At 64.5% G+C, this 14,970-nt stretch carries 18 protein-coding genes; 17 read left to right on the top strand and 1 reads right to left on the bottom strand.

Features of this window, described 5'->3' with window-relative positions; genetic code table 11:
• Positions 1 to 18 precede the first annotated feature (18 nt).
• The 7 genes from RHO23_RS13160 to RHO23_RS13130 all read left to right on the top strand — a co-directional run bounded on the left by RHO23_RS13160 (position 19) and on the right by RHO23_RS13130 (position 3,177).
• Entirely contained in the window at positions 19 to 297 is a 279-nt protein-coding gene (locus RHO23_RS13160; protein ID WP_423487898.1) for a hypothetical protein, read from the top strand.
• Positions 242 to 631 (top strand): hypothetical protein, encoded by a 390-nt coding sequence (locus tag RHO23_RS13155; RefSeq protein ID WP_423487897.1) that lies wholly within the window; start codon positions 242 to 244, stop codon positions 629 to 631. The genes RHO23_RS13160 and RHO23_RS13155 overlap by 56 nt, the downstream gene beginning before the upstream one ends.
• A complete protein-coding gene (locus RHO23_RS13150; RefSeq protein WP_423487896.1) occupies positions 625 to 981 on the top strand; it encodes a hypothetical protein in 357 nt (118 codons plus the stop codon). The genes RHO23_RS13155 and RHO23_RS13150 overlap by 7 nt, the downstream gene beginning before the upstream one ends.
• Before the next feature lie 46 nt (positions 982 to 1,027).
• A complete protein-coding gene (locus RHO23_RS13145; protein WP_423487895.1) occupies positions 1,028 to 1,261 on the top strand; it encodes a hypothetical protein in 234 nt (77 codons plus the stop codon).
• Complete coding sequence (locus RHO23_RS13140; protein ID WP_423487894.1) at positions 1,251 to 1,679, top strand: hypothetical protein; 429 nt, start codon at positions 1,251 to 1,253, stop codon at positions 1,677 to 1,679. Before RHO23_RS13145 ends, RHO23_RS13140 begins: the two co-directional genes overlap by 11 nt.
• Positions 1,680 to 1,764: 85 nt before the next feature.
• A complete protein-coding gene (locus RHO23_RS13135; RefSeq protein WP_423487893.1) occupies positions 1,765 to 2,616 on the top strand; it encodes a hypothetical protein in 852 nt (283 codons plus the stop codon).
• A gap of 72 nt (positions 2,617 to 2,688) precedes the next feature.
• Positions 2,689 to 3,177, top strand: a complete 489-nt coding sequence (locus RHO23_RS13130; protein ID WP_423487892.1) for a hypothetical protein — start codon at positions 2,689 to 2,691, stop codon at positions 3,175 to 3,177.
• Here RHO23_RS13130 and RHO23_RS13125 read toward each other — a convergent pair.
• Positions 3,174 to 3,311 carry a hypothetical protein gene (locus RHO23_RS13125; RefSeq protein ID WP_423487891.1) on the bottom strand — a complete coding sequence of 46 codons (138 nt, stop codon included), beginning with the start codon at positions 3,309 to 3,311 and terminating at the stop codon, positions 3,174 to 3,176. The genes RHO23_RS13130 and RHO23_RS13125 overlap by 4 nt on opposite strands.
• Before the next feature lie 15 nt (positions 3,312 to 3,326).
• On the opposite strand from RHO23_RS13125, the gene RHO23_RS13120 reads away from it, so the two are divergent.
• From RHO23_RS13120 to RHO23_RS13075, 10 genes are all read left to right on the top strand, one after another.
• Positions 3,327 to 3,554, top strand: coding sequence for a hypothetical protein (locus RHO23_RS13120; protein ID WP_423487890.1), 228 nt, complete (start codon positions 3,327 to 3,329; stop codon positions 3,552 to 3,554).
• A 3-nt stretch (positions 3,555 to 3,557) separates the two neighbouring features.
• Complete coding sequence (locus RHO23_RS13115; protein ID WP_423487889.1) at positions 3,558 to 6,680, top strand: tape measure protein; 3,123 nt, start codon at positions 3,558 to 3,560, stop codon at positions 6,678 to 6,680.
• Entirely contained in the window at positions 6,677 to 7,768 is a 1,092-nt protein-coding gene (locus RHO23_RS13110; protein WP_423487888.1) for a hypothetical protein, read from the top strand. Before RHO23_RS13115 ends, RHO23_RS13110 begins: the two co-directional genes overlap by 4 nt.
• Positions 7,768 to 9,498: a hypothetical protein gene (locus tag RHO23_RS13105; RefSeq protein ID WP_423487887.1), complete on the top strand. Its 1,731-nt coding sequence runs from the start codon at positions 7,768 to 7,770 to the stop codon at positions 9,496 to 9,498. The genes RHO23_RS13110 and RHO23_RS13105 overlap by 1 nt, the downstream gene beginning before the upstream one ends.
• 66 nt (positions 9,499 to 9,564) lie before the next feature.
• Positions 9,565 to 9,954: a phage gene 29 protein family protein gene (locus tag RHO23_RS13100; RefSeq protein ID WP_423487886.1), complete on the top strand. Its 390-nt coding sequence runs from the start codon at positions 9,565 to 9,567 to the stop codon at positions 9,952 to 9,954.
• Positions 9,951 to 11,003 (top strand): phage tail protein, encoded by a 1,053-nt coding sequence (locus tag RHO23_RS13095; protein ID WP_423487885.1) that lies wholly within the window; start codon positions 9,951 to 9,953, stop codon positions 11,001 to 11,003. The genes RHO23_RS13100 and RHO23_RS13095 overlap by 4 nt, the downstream gene beginning before the upstream one ends.
• On the top strand, positions 11,003 to 11,284 hold the full coding sequence (locus RHO23_RS13090; RefSeq protein WP_423487884.1) for a hypothetical protein: 282 nt from the start codon (positions 11,003 to 11,005) through the stop codon (positions 11,282 to 11,284). Before RHO23_RS13095 ends, RHO23_RS13090 begins: the two co-directional genes overlap by 1 nt.
• A complete protein-coding gene (locus RHO23_RS13085) occupies positions 11,268 to 13,622 on the top strand; it encodes a hypothetical protein (RefSeq protein WP_423487883.1) in 2,355 nt (784 codons plus the stop codon). The genes RHO23_RS13090 and RHO23_RS13085 overlap by 17 nt, the downstream gene beginning before the upstream one ends.
• A 22-nt stretch (positions 13,623 to 13,644) precedes the next feature.
• Positions 13,645 to 13,803 carry a hypothetical protein gene (locus RHO23_RS13080; protein ID WP_423487882.1) on the top strand — a complete coding sequence of 53 codons (159 nt, stop codon included), beginning with the start codon at positions 13,645 to 13,647 and terminating at the stop codon, positions 13,801 to 13,803.
• A 1-nt stretch (position 13,804) separates the two neighbouring features.
• Positions 13,805 to 14,959, top strand: a complete 1,155-nt coding sequence (locus RHO23_RS13075) for a hypothetical protein (RefSeq protein ID WP_423487881.1) — start codon at positions 13,805 to 13,807, stop codon at positions 14,957 to 14,959.
• Positions 14,960 to 14,970 lie beyond the last annotated feature (11 nt).

Raw genomic sequence — 14,970 nt, 5'->3', positions numbered from 1 at the left:
CGTCACGACCTGGAGGGCGTGGTTTACGTCCACGCCGGCGGCGACGTTGTCTGCCTCGCGGCCGGCGACGTCGTCCCGGAAGGGGCAGTGGTCGGCGAGCATCTCGTTGGCGAAGCCTCCGAGACCGAGGCGCCCGCACAGGGTCTCGAGCCGGAGGAGAGCGAAGCCGAGAAGACCGAAACCGAGGCTGAGGCTGAGATCGATGAGCCTGCAGAGGCTCCCGAGCCGGAGGAGACCGAGAATGCTGGCAGCCGCCGCAGACGTCGTAGCGCGACTCGGCCGCCCGCTGACGGATGACGAGCAGGGCCGTGTTGACGGTCTGCTCGAAGAGGCCTCTGACCTAGTTGTGGGGTTTCTTGGCTGCACGCCCACCGACCCGATTACCGGGCCGGTGGTGCGTGTGGTCTCACGCATGGTGGCACGCATCTTCGGACTCAAGTACGGCCCGGATGACGCACCAGAACAGGCGATTTCGGCAGTCAATGCCCTCATGGGCCCGTTTCAGGTGAACCGGCAGTACGACACCGACAAAAGCGACGGCGAGCCGTGGCTGTCCAAGAAGGACCGGCTGAAACTAGGCCCCTTCCGCTGCCGCCGCAAGGCGGGGAACGTGCCGACGTCGAAATGGTGAGCCTGGCACGGTATTTCCCGCTTCCGTTCACATGCCTGCAAGAGCGGTACACCGCTGGTGACGAGAACGCACATGGCAACGCGACACCGGGATGGGCAGAACCCGTCCCGCGGTCGTGTGTCTGGTGGAGCCCCGCGTCGCACGATCCCGCCCAGCCACCCACTGGTGGCGAGCGGGTCATCGCCGATCTGGTGCTGGTGGTCGATGTGGCTGGCCCGGTTGATCATCGGGACAAGTTCACCATCGAGGGCCGTCGTTTCGAAGTGATCGGAATCCCTGAGGACTACAACCATGGGCCCTGGGGATTCTCACCTGATCGCCTTGTCGTCGCACTGAAATGGGTGGGTTGATATGGCCGTGAAGTTCAGCGTTAGCTCGGCCACGATTCGCAAGTTGATGACATCACCGGACGTGAAGGCCGAAGTCCATGAGCGGGCTCTGCGGTTGGCGGCCAAGGCTAATGAGGTGCCGTCGACCACGTCTCCCGAGTTCGATGGCCTGTACTACGAGGCCGTCGAGGCATCCGACGAGAAGCGTGCTCGCTCCCGGGTGAAGACGACCGGCCCGCGCGCGGTCAATCACGAGGCGCGGACGCAGGCGTTACTCAGGGCGGCGTCCAGTGGCGGTTGATCTGGTCGAGTTCGTCGACCTGACAGCGCTCGCAAGGGCGATGGCGCTGCAAGAGCTGGCCGCCCATGGTATTTCGGGAATCCCGATCGGATCGCACCAGATCAGCGGTAATCCCTTGCCGAAGCGCTACATCCGCCTGTTCGCACTACCCGGAACGGAACGGTGCCTGCGCGTAATGACCGCCACTGTGGTCGGTCAGGTGTACGACGAGACCGACGAGATCCGTTGTGCCGAAACGGCGGGCAAGCTCGGGGCGATCCTGCGCGCTGCGCCCAACATCATTCTCGCCAAGGACAATCCGATCACCGAGCCGTGTGAGCTGCACGGGCCCTATCCATCGCAAGACCCTGATCTGCCGACGTATTCGCGGTATCAGGTCAATGTCTCCTGGACGGTTCAGTCCAGCGTGACTCAGTAATCACAGTCCAAGGTAACCCCCTCCCGCGCCGCGGCTGGGGGCATTTGTCGTGCCCACTCGGGCGCACTCCGAAGGAGGAAACACAGTGGCGCACACCAATGTCAAGAACACCGGCGTCTGGGTTCCGAAGGCAACTGGCGGCATCTTCCGGTACCCGCTGGGCACCGTTTTGCCCACCAACCCGTGGAGCCCCCGGCCTGTCATCCCGAACTGGGATCCCCGCCTGGGTGGTGTCTCGGATGAGGGCGTGACCAGCACCACCAAGCGTGACACGGAGAAGAAGAAGGATTGGAACGGCGACAAGGTGCGCTCGGTCCAGACCGGCAAGGATGACACGCTCAAGCTGACGTTCATCGAGCCGAAGAATCCGCGCGTGATGGAGGAGTACTTCGGTAAGGCCAACGTCACCGTCACCGACGCCACCGCACTGCACGGCACCCTGATCTCCGCGGTCTCGAACTCGGATGTCCTGCCGCACTTCGCTTACATCATCGACACATTCGATGGTGCCGACCGTAAGCGCCGGTGCCTACCGGATGCACAGGTGAGCGAGGTTGGCGACGAGACCTGGCAGTCGAAGGACTGGACCATCCACCAGCTCACCTACGACCTGTTCCCCGATCTGGCCGGAAACACGTTCTACGACTACACCGAGCGCGACGACAAGCTCATCGAGTCGACGTACACGGTGACCCTGTCGGGCCCGCCGACCGCCGGCACCTTCGATTTCAAGGTCGCGGACCTGGCCGCCGAGATCGCCTACAACTCGACACAGGCGGCATTCCAGTCGGCGGTGGCCGCGCTGGCGAACGTCAAGTCGGCCACGGTCACCGGGACCGCCGGTGGGCCCTACACCGTCAAGATCACCACCGCTGGTGTGCCGCCCGTCTCCGTCGACGGCACCGATCTGGTCGGCGGTTCCGTGGCTGTCGCCTAACCCCGTACCCCACCCCGCGCCGTTTACACCTTGGGCGGCGCGGGGTGGTCTCCAAACCCAAGGTGACACAAGGTGAAAGACGAGAATATGGCCAAGAAGCCCACGATCGACGACCCGAGCATCACCCTCGACCCCGATGCCGACCCTGAAACGCCTTCCGATAGCCAACCCGACGGCGAGCCGACAGAGGACGCCAAGCCCCTGCCGGGTGCGGTGGATTACGACTGGTCGGCGCACTACGGCGACGTCGAACTGTACCGGCACACGTTCCGCGACGGAACCGTGGTGGCGCTGCGCACATTCGCCGTGGTGTTCTCCAAGACGCTGCTGTGGAACCTGAAAAATGCCGACACCACTTCCGAGGTGGAGTTCAAGGCGATCATGCGCGCCGGCTGCCCGGCTGCCGAGGCAGTGCTCAACCGCGTCGCGGCGGCGGTTCTGGACTCCGACGACTACGAGTACGACCCGATCGAAGACCTGTTTGAGTCGTGGATGAAGGCGGGCACCAGCACCACCGACGACGCTGATGACGGTCTTTCACTGGGAAAATCCGCCAGCTAGCCGAGATCGTCTTTGAGCATATCGACGCCATCGAGCGCGATCTGCTCACCGATCATCTGGTCTTCGATGACCTCGGCTGGCGTGGACTGTGGGCGTACGTCACCAAAGCACCTCCCGGGACCGCGATTCACCACGACCGCACCGAGGGCATGTCGATCGAGGCCCAGATCAACGCGGAGCTGCTCAATGAGATCGCCGAATTGCATTGGCGTTACGCCGTAGTCCATTTCGTGGGCGGCGCAGAGACCCCAATGCCCGAACGCATGACGCTGCGAGAGCTGATCCACGGCGTCGAGGAAGTCGAGCCGGTCGATTGGGAACCGGCTATCGACATGCTCACATCCCCCGAATTCCGCGCGATGCTACAAGGAGGCTGATCGTTGTCTGAGATCGAAACCTTGTGGATAGCCCTTGCGGTATCAGGGAAAAACCTCAAGCGCGACATGGAGCGCGAAGTCACCGGGGCCGGCACGCAGGCCGGCAACAAGATCGCCAAGGAGATGGAGGACGCCACCGGCAGGGGTGCCAAACGAGCTGCGCAGCAGATCGATCGGAACCTGGGCCGAAGCCTGGGCGAGAGGACCGGCGCCGCGCTGGGCACCGCGCTCGGCGTGGGCTTGCGTCCAGTCGTTGGAACCGTGCAGCGGCTCGGCGGCGAGGCTGGCCGCCAGTGGGTGCAGAAGTTCTCCCAGCAGCTCGCCAACGCAAAAGTCAATGCCCCCAAGGTCAATGAACCGATCAGCGTCGATCTTCCAAAGTCCTCCGGGGGCGGAGGAGGCGGACTGGCCGCGGCGGGCGTGCTCGGCACCATTGCGCGTGTCGCCGGTCCGACGGCAATCGCCTTAGGGGCCGCGGGCCTTGCGTACAAGACGCTTTCGGCAGGATTCGACCGCGCCAAGAGCCTGGACGCCACCCGATTCAAGCTACAGGCGCTCGGCAATGACACCGCCGCGGTTGCGCAGATCATGCAGGCCGCCCAGGCGTCGGTGAAGGGCACCGCGTTCTCCATGGACGAAGCCGCCACGACGGCGGCGACCGCCGTTGCCGCGGGGGTCAAGCCTGGTGCGGATCTGGCCAAGTACCTCAACACCGTCGCAGACGCGGCGGCGATCGCGGGCGCCGACTTGGGCGACATGGGGCACATTTTCAACAAGGTGCAGACATCAGGTAAGGCGATGACCGATGACCTGAACATGTTGGGCGATCGGGGATTGCCGATATTCGCCTGGCTGCAAAAGGAATACAAGGTCACCGGTGCCGAGCTGTCCAAGATGGTCGAGAAGGGTCAGGTCGACTCGGCTACATTCCAGCGCGTCATCTCCGAGAACGTCGGTGGCGCAGCCAAGAAGATGGGCGGCACCTTCGAGGGCTCGATGAAGAACATGGGTGCCGCGCTCGGCCGGCTCGGCGAGGCGATTATCGCCCCGTTCATGGGAAGTGGCACCGACGCTCTCGGCAAGATCACCGAGGGCATCGACAAGGTGGCCGGATTCGTCAAGGAGCACCAGCCCGAGATCATCCGATTTGCCGCAGCGGTGGGAACCGCGTTCACCTCACTGGCGGGGGCCGCAGCCCGTGGGGTGGCGTCCAGCATCCGGGCACTCGCCTCGCTGATCGACGGATTCAAAGACGCGTCAAAAGGTATTGGCAAGTTTCTCTCCGTCATCCCGGGATTAGAAGACGTCGGCGATGCCATGCAACGCTGGGGTTCTGACCGTAGTTTCACCGAGGGTTTGCGCAAGAGCGCTGATTCTGTCGGCGCATTCGGCGACAACTTGACGAACACCTCCGACCGGATCGCCAAGTGGGGTGAGGACACCGCCGAAACCACCAAGATCGTCAACGCCCTTGGCTCAGCGGTGCAGGAAGTTCCCGACACCCACGAGATCGTGCTGACCGACAATGCGCCCGAGCAGATCGCCAAGCTCGAGAAGATCGGTTACACCGTCCAGCAGATGCCAGACGGAAAGAACCTGGTTGTCAGGATCGACGACAGCGCGGCCCAGGCGCAGATCGAAGCCCTCAAGAAGCGACTCGACGATTTCGCGGCCCAGGCCCGCACGGTCAAGGTCGAGGCGATCGTCAGTGGCGCAGCCACCGCGCAGCCGCAGACCCCGACGGCCAACCAGCCCAACGCGCCATTGGGCGGACTCGGCTCGCTGGTTCCTCGGATGTTTGGCGCCATCGCGATGGCTTCCGGTGGACTGCGTCAGATCGCTAAGCCTCAGTCCGCGGACATCTACGCCGGTCGGGGCGCGGGCACCATCTTCGCCGAGCAGGAAACGGGCGGTGAGGCGTATATCCCGCTGGCGCCGTCAAAGCGCGACCGCAGCACCGCGATCCTGCGCGAGGTCGCCCGCCGATTCGGCATCACCAGCTTCGCTGAGGGTGGCATCACCGTCAACGAACTCAAGGCCATGGCCAGCGGCATCGAGGGGCAGACCTACGGTTGGGGAGCCCCCGCCGGACCCAACTCGGACTGTTCAGGCGCCCAATCGTGGATCGCCAACATGATCAGCGGCGGTACCGGACGATTCGCCACCGCAGGCGAATCGGGCGCACTGGCGGCGCGCGGATTCCAAATGGGCGATCCCCCTCCGGGTATCGCGGCCTACTGGGTCGGCTGGAAGAACGGCGGCCCGGGAGGCGGGCACACCGCGGGCACGATCGTCGATCCCGAAGGCGGCAACGTCAACGTCGAGATGGGCGGCAAGCGCGGTAACGGCCAGTTCGGCGGCGGCGCAGCGGGTGCGAGCGACTTCCCGAGCCGTGCATGGATCGCGCTCGCCGGCGGAGACAACGGTAAGACCACCGGCGGAGGTGCGTCCACGTCGCAGGTCATGTCCGCGCAAGGCTCGGTACGCCGGACCAAGGCCGCCACCGCAGCGGCGCAACAGGATCTCGACGACGCGAACGCCGAACTGAACTCGGCGCCCGATGACAAGAAGCGCGCCGCGGCCGAGAAGAAGCGCGACAACGCCCAGCGGCGCCTGGATTCGGCCAAGGACCGCCAGGCTGTGGCCGAGCAGAAACTCTCCGAGGTGCTCGACAAGAAGGCCCAAGGCACCGACAAGGAGGCTGGCGCGGGCGACGCAGGCAGTGGCATGGGCCAAGGCCTCGGGCAGGGCATCATCTCCGGACTGTTCCAAGGCCTCGGTATCGACGGCTCGGTGTTCTCGAACCCCATGGAATGGCCCAACGTCAAATCCGGTATGGCCGCGCTGAACTGGGGCCTGAACTACGCCCAAAAGTGGGCGGGCGCCGATGGTGCAGGCCTGCCTGGGGGTGGCGGCGAGCTGAACTTCGGCACCGAGGTCGCCAGCGGCGCGATGTCCGGCCTCGGCGTCAACATCCCCAACGTGGCACCCACGGCGACGCAGGCGCCGGCGCGCGGGGGCGACACGTTCAACATCTCTGGCGTCAATCCGACCGACATGTTGAACAAGGTAGACGCGCGCCAGATGTCCGCGCAGCGCCGCAACTTCGGGACGGTGCAGAAGTGAGCAAGTGGCTCAAGTACGACCCGATCCTGGACCGTACGGCCGAACCCTCATTTCGGACGTGGTCCGAGAAGGACATGGGCAAATGGTGGTCTCAGCTGCAATCGAATCAGACCAAGATCGTTTACGTCTCACCCGACGGTGAGCGGATCTACAACCTCGCCGGCGGATTCAAGGGCAATCGCGGCGTGATACTCGCACCGAAGCTCAAGGGCCACACCGGTGTCGCGTTCGATCAGCGGTACTCGTCGGGGCCCTGGATGCTCGGCGAGGAACCCGAGCGCACCGACTACGGCAAGCGCGTGATCCACATGGGTCTGCATTTCGGCCCACACCTCAACGCCGTGTCGCGGCTGCGGTATGTCGATACCGCCGTGGCGCTTCGGCAGATTGAGCAGCAGTGGTGGCGCGACTGGCCCGAGGATTCCGATCTGCCGATGGGGTTCTGGGGCGAGTTCACCCGCTACGGCGGGTGGCGCTGGACCCGGGTGCGCAACGGCGAGCCCAACCTCGACGAGGTCGAGATCGACCCCCACGCGTACGGGAACAACTACGCCTCGGCGGCGATGACGATTCACTCGCCATTCCCGTTCTACGCCAAGCGCGCCCTGACCCGCGAGTGGGTCAACGACGCCGCGAACGCGACCGTCAACGGGCGCAACCACGGCATCCTGCACCTGCCCAACAAGGGCGACTATGAGCAGTGGCCCAAGTTCATCGTCGAGGGCCACGGCGACGTCACCATCCAAGACGGCATCACGGATCGGATCGTGCCGTTGGAGATCCTTCCGCAAGACGGCATGGTGCTGGTGGATACCGACCCGTCGGCCAGAACGCTCACTTCTGAGCATGATCCGATCGACAACGCACTGTGGAAACTGATCCGCAACAGCGAGATCCTCGACTTCATTCTCGGTGACATCACCAACGCCGACGCCGGTATCCCAATCGGGCGCCGCGTTCCCGGCGGGGTGGGGTTCATGTCGCCGATCCCCTCGGAGTCGATGGCCAACATCAAGGTCACCCACACCAACCCCGCCGGCAAGATCACCATGGTCATGTCGCAGTGGTATCGCCGCGGGGTCGCCTGATGTGGACCCCTGGCGGGCGGCGCGTCATCACGGCGCCGACCGATCCGATCACCAAGTACCGGTTGCTGGATGGTCGCCGTGAAATGTGGCGGCGCGCAGGCAAGCAGACACCTCTGCTGCGTGTTCTCGACAAACAGCTCAAGTACCTGGGCACGCTTCATGGGCAGGTGCGCAGCGGGGACTGGGAGCGCCTGGTCGACGACACCGGCGTCGGCAAGATCCGTGTACGCCGTGCCGATTGGCTGGCTGACCTCATGGCCCGCGGTACCCGCTACACCGAGGACCTGCACCTGGCGATCGACCCCAACCCAAACATCCGGTCCTGGAAAACGCGTATTGGGTACCGGATTCAGTCGGTGGTCGCGGTCAAGGACGAGGACGGCACCCATTGGGTTGACCTGGAACTGATGTCGCTGCGCGAGCACGCCAAGCACATCGCGCTGATCCCGACACCCGTCTCGGCCCCGGAGTTCCAGCCACTCAAGGCATGGGTCTGGCTGCAGAACATTCGATCAGGCTTCGCGTTCACCACGTTCCTGAACCTGCTTCGCACGTACTGGCCGTTCCTGGCGCTGATCTCGTCGTGGGCGGATCCGGTGCACTGGCTGACCACACGCGCCGGTAACCTCTCGCCGCTGCACTGGCCGATTCAGGTCCAGTTCGTCAACCCCGTGCTGGATCAGTCGAGAATCGTGCCCATCGCAGCGAAAGCGCAGATGCTGCACGACATTCACGCACCACTGGGCGACGACACGGGTGTCGTACTGGTCGACTATCTCTGGCTCGAGGAAGACGAGACCAGCCCGCACCCCGAACTCGCGGCGATCGTGGGGGAGAAGCTGGCCCGCCCCACACGCAACTGCATCGTGCTGGCCTTCGAAGACAAGTCGGGCATCACCGGCCCCACCGGCACGGCTTTCGACGGCGCACTCAACGCTATCGGCGCCATCTTGGACGACACGATCACCGAGGTCATCTTGCCGCTGGACTCCGATGGCGACGGCCTCACCGACCCGTTCTTCCGCCGCCTGCTCGGGGTCGCGCCGGAGAAACCATCGTTGGTGTGGAGGGACTGCAAGCACTCGGGCATCATCACCAGCGCGCACCGCATGCAGCGCGGCACCGCCCGCACCATCTGGACGGGCGGTCACAGCCCGACGATTTTGAACCAGGCCATCACCTTCGGAATCCGCTATGGATTAGCGCAATTGGAGCAGGTGATCCCGTATCCAGGGTCGGCGTATCAGCAGCCGGGCAGCTCAGGCTTGGACAACATCTACCAGGGGCAGTTTGACGACATCTTCTTCGCGTGGCAGAAGATGTCCAATCCCAAGGTTGCGATCTGGCTCAACGACTACGCCCTGATCGATCACGTCGAGTCGGGCAACGGCATCGCCTGGGTTGTCTCGAGCGCGTTGACGATCCGCCAGGGCATGAGCAAGACCATGCCCAAGGTGTCGTTCACGATGACCACCCGCGACGGGCATCCCTGGGTGTACGGCTTCGACTACCTCGTGGGGGATCGCGGCCTCTGGGAAGTCGATGCCATCTACTACGTCGACAACATCCGTGGCATGAAGTGGTCGGTCAGCGAAAACTCGCCCATGGCACAGGACTTGACCATCGGCAAAGCCCGCGACCACGACCCCTTCGAAGCCGGCATGAAGGCCCTGGCCGACGGCTGGAACGCCATCGGCTCACTCATTGGCGGCGCGGCGATAGCCGCCTAGCCCACACCACTCTCAACCGCTTCGCCAGCTGGCGTCGCGGTCTGTTCGTCATCTCAAGGAGGCGCAGTGGAACCTGGCAAGCAGCGCGACCCGAAGACACAGGAACTTCTCGACGCCGCGGCGCGCATCACCGACGCCCTGGCCTTCGCCCGCGGACCCCGCGGGGAAGTGCTCTACCTGACCGACGACCAGCGGGTGTGCTTCGCGTTCCACCTAGCCCGCGCCGGCGCCGACGTACGCCCGGACAAGGCCATCATCAAACGCCGCGCGATCCCGGACCGGATCGGCCAACTGCCCGGCGTCATCGACTGGGTACCCGTGGGCTGGGCCGACGATCCCAATGCCCCCGAACCGATCTCAGCTGTAGGGGCCGTCCCCGTCCCGCCCGAGCTTCCCGATTTTGACGCCATGAACGCCTGGCACACCCAGCCGCGGATCGAAGGAGACTGGTCGTGACGACCCCACTGCCCGGCGCGCCCGTGCACCTCATGGACTGGCTGAACACCATGCACGTGTTCGGCGTCGTCTCCGACGGCGAAGTCCCCGGCCTGCGCACCGCCACCTTCGAGGGCGTCGCGAACGACATCGTGGCCACAGTCCCAGTACTCAAGGGCGACCCCGGCGAACCCGGCATGGCGGCGCCGGCCGTCGACATGCAGATCGACCCCACCATCACCGATCCGACGCAGCTGCCCACCAACCTGGGGTTAGACGACAAAGGCAAGACCTGGTGGATCGGCGATCTGCTCTACTACTGGACCGGCATCGAATACGTCACGCACCCCGCGGGCTACCCCGGCCGCCCCGGCCCGACGCCGCAGATCTCCATCTCCATGGAACTGATCGCACCGAGTGAGACCTCGAGTGCGCAGATCACTGGCACCGCCCAGAACCCCCACATCCATTTCAAGATCGCCGCACCCCGAGGAATCCAAGGACCGGCCGCCGCGATCCGCCAGGCCACGGACTACAACAACACCCTGCCGCCCACGGACGGTCAGGTCCCCACCTGGGATGAACAGCAAGGGAAGTGGAGGCCGGAGAGCTTCATCGGCAAGCGCAGCGGCGCATTCTCCATCCCCGAGGCGGCGTTCACCAACGTCACCAACATCATCAACGGCCGCATACCGATCCTGTCGTACCAGCTCCCGGTGTGGGACTTCCCGGTCAAACTCGCCGCCACAGGCAAGTTTAAGGCGTTCGGAATAGACCTGAACATCTTGGACCCCTTCAAGATTGGCGCCGAGGTCCGCATCGGCGACCCGATGAACGGGCAGATCATCGGCCGCGGCAAGGGCAATGTCGCCCAAGAAACCACCGTCACCCCCCACTACTCGACCCCTGGTGAGCCCACCGTAGCCATGACGATGGACAACGAGATCGCAATGATCAACGCCGGCCAACAGGGCACCCTGACCGCCAACCTGGTCAACGACGGCCTGATCGGCATGTACGCGTTCAACCGCCAGGACGCGCAGCTTTTCGTGCAGTGGTGGGAAGTCTGATGGCCTACACCCGCGAGCTGAAAACAGTGGTGCCCGTGCTCATTGCCGAGCACACACCGGCCGACGACGAGCTGCTCTTATGGCTGGTGAGGGAGAGCTTCGAACGCGAAGCGGCCGCCGAACATCTGACACTGACCGACTGGCGCGACTGCGGGAACATCGACCCCTCTGAGGTATCTCCGCAGACCGAACGCAAGGTGCTCAAGCGCCCGGCCACCGACTACCGCTGGCGTCTATTCACCGGCACGGCAACGAGGTCGGTAAGTGCCGGCGTCGTTTGACTTCGGGCCGCCGCCGGCGATCTCGCACAACCCGGCTCAGCGTCTCGACCCGACACTGGCGCGGCTGCCCAAGTTCAGTCCGCTGCAGATCTTTCAGCAGTGGATACAAGGCATCAAAGATGCCACCGGCCTTGACTTGGCGGGCCCGGTGGCGTTCATCGCCAGCCTGGGCGGTCTGCTGCAGAGCGCCGTGGGAAAGCTGTTCAACGGCGTGCTACCGGCCGCATGGATTGCCGATGTCGCCAAGGATTTGATCGATGGCGCCGGCGGTTTCACCGATCCGACGGCGGTCGAAGATAACCCCCACTGGCATTACGACGCAGGCCAGAACGGGCACCTATCGGGTAAATCGATATACGTCAACGCCAATGGGAACGCCTACGCGATCAGCGTCAAAGACCCGTTCGAGGTGGCACCCGGCCAGATCGTGGACATGGCGGGCTCGGCGATGTGGCAGAGCCTCACGGCAGCGGCCGGGTCCACCCCGATCCGACTGTGCATCACACCATTCGCCCCGGACGGCACCAAACTCCCCGATGTCGTCGTCAAACAGATACAACCGGTGGCCGCGGATTCGGCGTGGGTGCGCACCAGCCTGACCGGCTCGTGGACCGTCCCGAACGACGGCTCGGTCAAGTGGGCGACGGTGACCTTGGTGGTCACCGAGGGCGCCACGGCTGGGCGGGTGCACTTCTCCAACGTGACCTCGGCGATGTCCAACCTGGGGCCGGTGCTGGGCAAGTTCCGGTCATTCTTTGACACCATTGGCGGGCAAGCCAATTCAGATATTGCTCAGTTTGAGCAGCGGTTCGCGGCCATCACCGCGGACGGCAAGATTACGGTTTCGGAACTGCTGGGTGTGATCGGTTTGGGGAACATCCCGACCTTGCCGCAGATCAAAGTCGAAGACCTACAAACGACTTTCAATCAGCTCGGTGACATCTACGACGGCCTGGTGGTGACGCCGATCAACGGGTTTGTCGCCGCTATCGCGTCCTGGTTTCAGGGCAACAAGAACAAGACTCAAGGGCTGAACAGCTCGGGGCAGCTCGCCGGTTCGGCGATCACTGGCGCGGTCGCCAATGGTGCGGTTCCGGGGTTGCAGCAGATCACTGATGCGATCAACGCGGGCGCACAGCAAGCAGTAGGTCAGGCTATCGGCACTGTCGAAGATGCCATTGGGTTGATCTTCGGGCTGGGGCGCGATGCCCTTAAGGCGGCTATCGCGGCGCAGACCACCCTGCAGGAGCAGGAAACCGAGCAGAACACCGGCGGCGGAAACAGCTACAGCTTCGTGTTCTCCGGCGCTGATGGTGCGGCGCTGAACTCGACGGACTGGACCACCGGCCCCAACCCTGGCGATATCACCATTCGCGGGGACTCGGGGTATGCGGGCGTTAAGAACGGCAACCCTGACGGGTATTTCTTCGCCAGCCCGAACTACACCTACGCCACCGATGGGCAGTCGGCCTCATTTGTGTTGGGCGACACCCAAAACGGCAACTACTACTCCGGTGGCTACATCCGCTGCGACTCGGGCCGCACACAGGGCGCCTACTGCCTGGCCCGCGAGGGCGAGATCCGTATCGGCAAGTTCACTCGCTCGGGTTCTAGCTGGTCGTTCAGCTCGCCCCTGACGTTGCAGACCGGGCTGTCGGCAGTCAAGCAGGGCGCGCGTATCGAGATCCGCTGCTCGGGCACCAACTACTTCGTGCGCGTCAACGGCCGACAGGTGCTCTCCGCCACCGATGCGGGTAACACCATCAGTATCGGTGCGGCGTACCGGTATTCGATGTTCAGCGTGCAGCGGGCGAGCCCGTTCTTCACCTACGACTCCTACCGCATCGCCGCGTTCGCGATGTCCGACTACACCTCAGCGGGAGCGGGATTCTCGATGTCAAACTCGTGGAGCATCAGACGCGACAGCACCGCCGACGTCACCTACGGACCCTATTCGTCCGGTGCGTTCCCGTCCGGGTTCTTCACGTTCAACGACTACACAACCGACGTCACTCTCGACGACTTGGGAACGGCACGCATCGAGATCGCCACCACCGGCCTCTACCGCATCAACACCACCTACCGATCGGTCACCGCCAAGGGCACGTCCGTGCCCTATTGGGTGGTGTACAAGAACGGCACCCGCATCACCGGGGCCATTCCGTCAGGTTGCCCGTTTGAGATCCCGCTTGTGGCTGGAGATGTTGTGCAGCCGGGATTTATCGCGGTCGATTACGACTTGCGGTCCAACGGCTCAACGGGATCGGAAACCGTGGTGGCACGCAGCATCACCGCACTATCGGGCATCGCAACCTTCGATGGCCGCCGAGTCGCATAACCACCCCAGAGAGGCGTCCACGATGACCACGTTCACCATGCCCGAACTACCCGGCATCACCTTCACCGCCGAGCGCGGCGGCCTGGACCCCGACGGAAAACTCAACCCGTCCTGGATCCAGGTCACCGGCACTGACCAAGGCGAAAAAGTGGTCTGCTCGGTAGGTTTCGCCGGGCCTTAACATGCCCTGGACGCCCAACCCGATCGCCCCCGCCCCGCGATCGGGCGGTGCATGGTCGACCAATCCGACCGTCCCGTCCGTCGCGCCGGGCGGCCGGTGGCACGCCGTAATAGGCATCGACGCCTCGCTGGCGATCATGTGTGTCGGCGAAGTCGAACTGACTGCCATGCAGGCCATGGGCGTGGTGCTGTCGGTACACCTCGAACGCAACCTCGCATTGGCGGCGGTCTACCAGCTGGCCGCGCAGCGTTCGATCCTGGTCACCCGGAACCTTCAGTTGCAGGCCACATTCCAACAGGATCTGGCTCTGGCCGTAACGATGGAGCGGGCGCTGTTCCTGGCCAGGGTCATCGGGTGCGAACTCGCGCAGGCCGTGAGCATGACCGGCACCATCTCACTGGCCCGGGTCGCGCCCGTCGACTTGACCCGCAACCTGACGGCGCCGCGATCGATCAGCTTCGACAAGCTACTGCCGGTCAATCTGACGCGCACCGTCAACATGTCCTCAGTCCTGGTGATCGAACGGGTGGCCAAGATCGACGCCGCACTGTCGGTGACCATGGCACGCGCCTGCACCCTCGGTTATCCGCCGGGCGGGTTGCCCGTCTTGGCCAACTACACGAACGCGGGCGGGTTCACCCACAACATCGTGCGCAACTGCGACTACATGGACGCTGTGGGGTGCGGCGCCGGGGGAGGCGGGGGCGGTGGCGACGGCGGCCTGGGCACCACCGGCCAGGGCGGGCGCAAAGGCTCATGGAACGCGCGCACCGTGGCCCGCAACATCGACATCCCCGGATCCGCGCTGACCCTGACCGGCGTCGTAGGGGCGGCCGGAACCGCGGGCGCCAAGGAGAAAGACGGCGGCCCCGGTGGTGACACCACATTCCTGATCAACGGTGTCACCACAACGTGTGCCGGCGGGGCGGGCGGTAAAGGCGCCTACGCAGGCAACGGCCTGAACCAACCCGGCGAAGCCGCAGGCAACACCACCGTCAATGGCCAGACCTACAGCGGCGGCGCGCAGGCAGGCACCAACACCAACGGCAACGCGCCCGGCGGCGGCGGTGGACCTGGCTCGGGCGGCGCCTTCGGAATCGCCAACCCGGGACGTATCGGCGGCATCGGCCGCGCACACATCCGGTCCTACCAATAGAAGGGAAACCC

It is taken from the genome of Mycobacteroides sp. PCS013 (genome assembly GCF_049532645.1).
In the GTDB taxonomy this organism is placed as follows: Bacteria; Actinomycetota; Actinomycetes; order Mycobacteriales; family Mycobacteriaceae; genus Mycobacterium; species Mycobacterium gwanakae.
The sequence above is the reverse complement of the archived record's forward strand: the minus strand, read 5'-3'. Positions and strand labels throughout refer to the sequence as shown.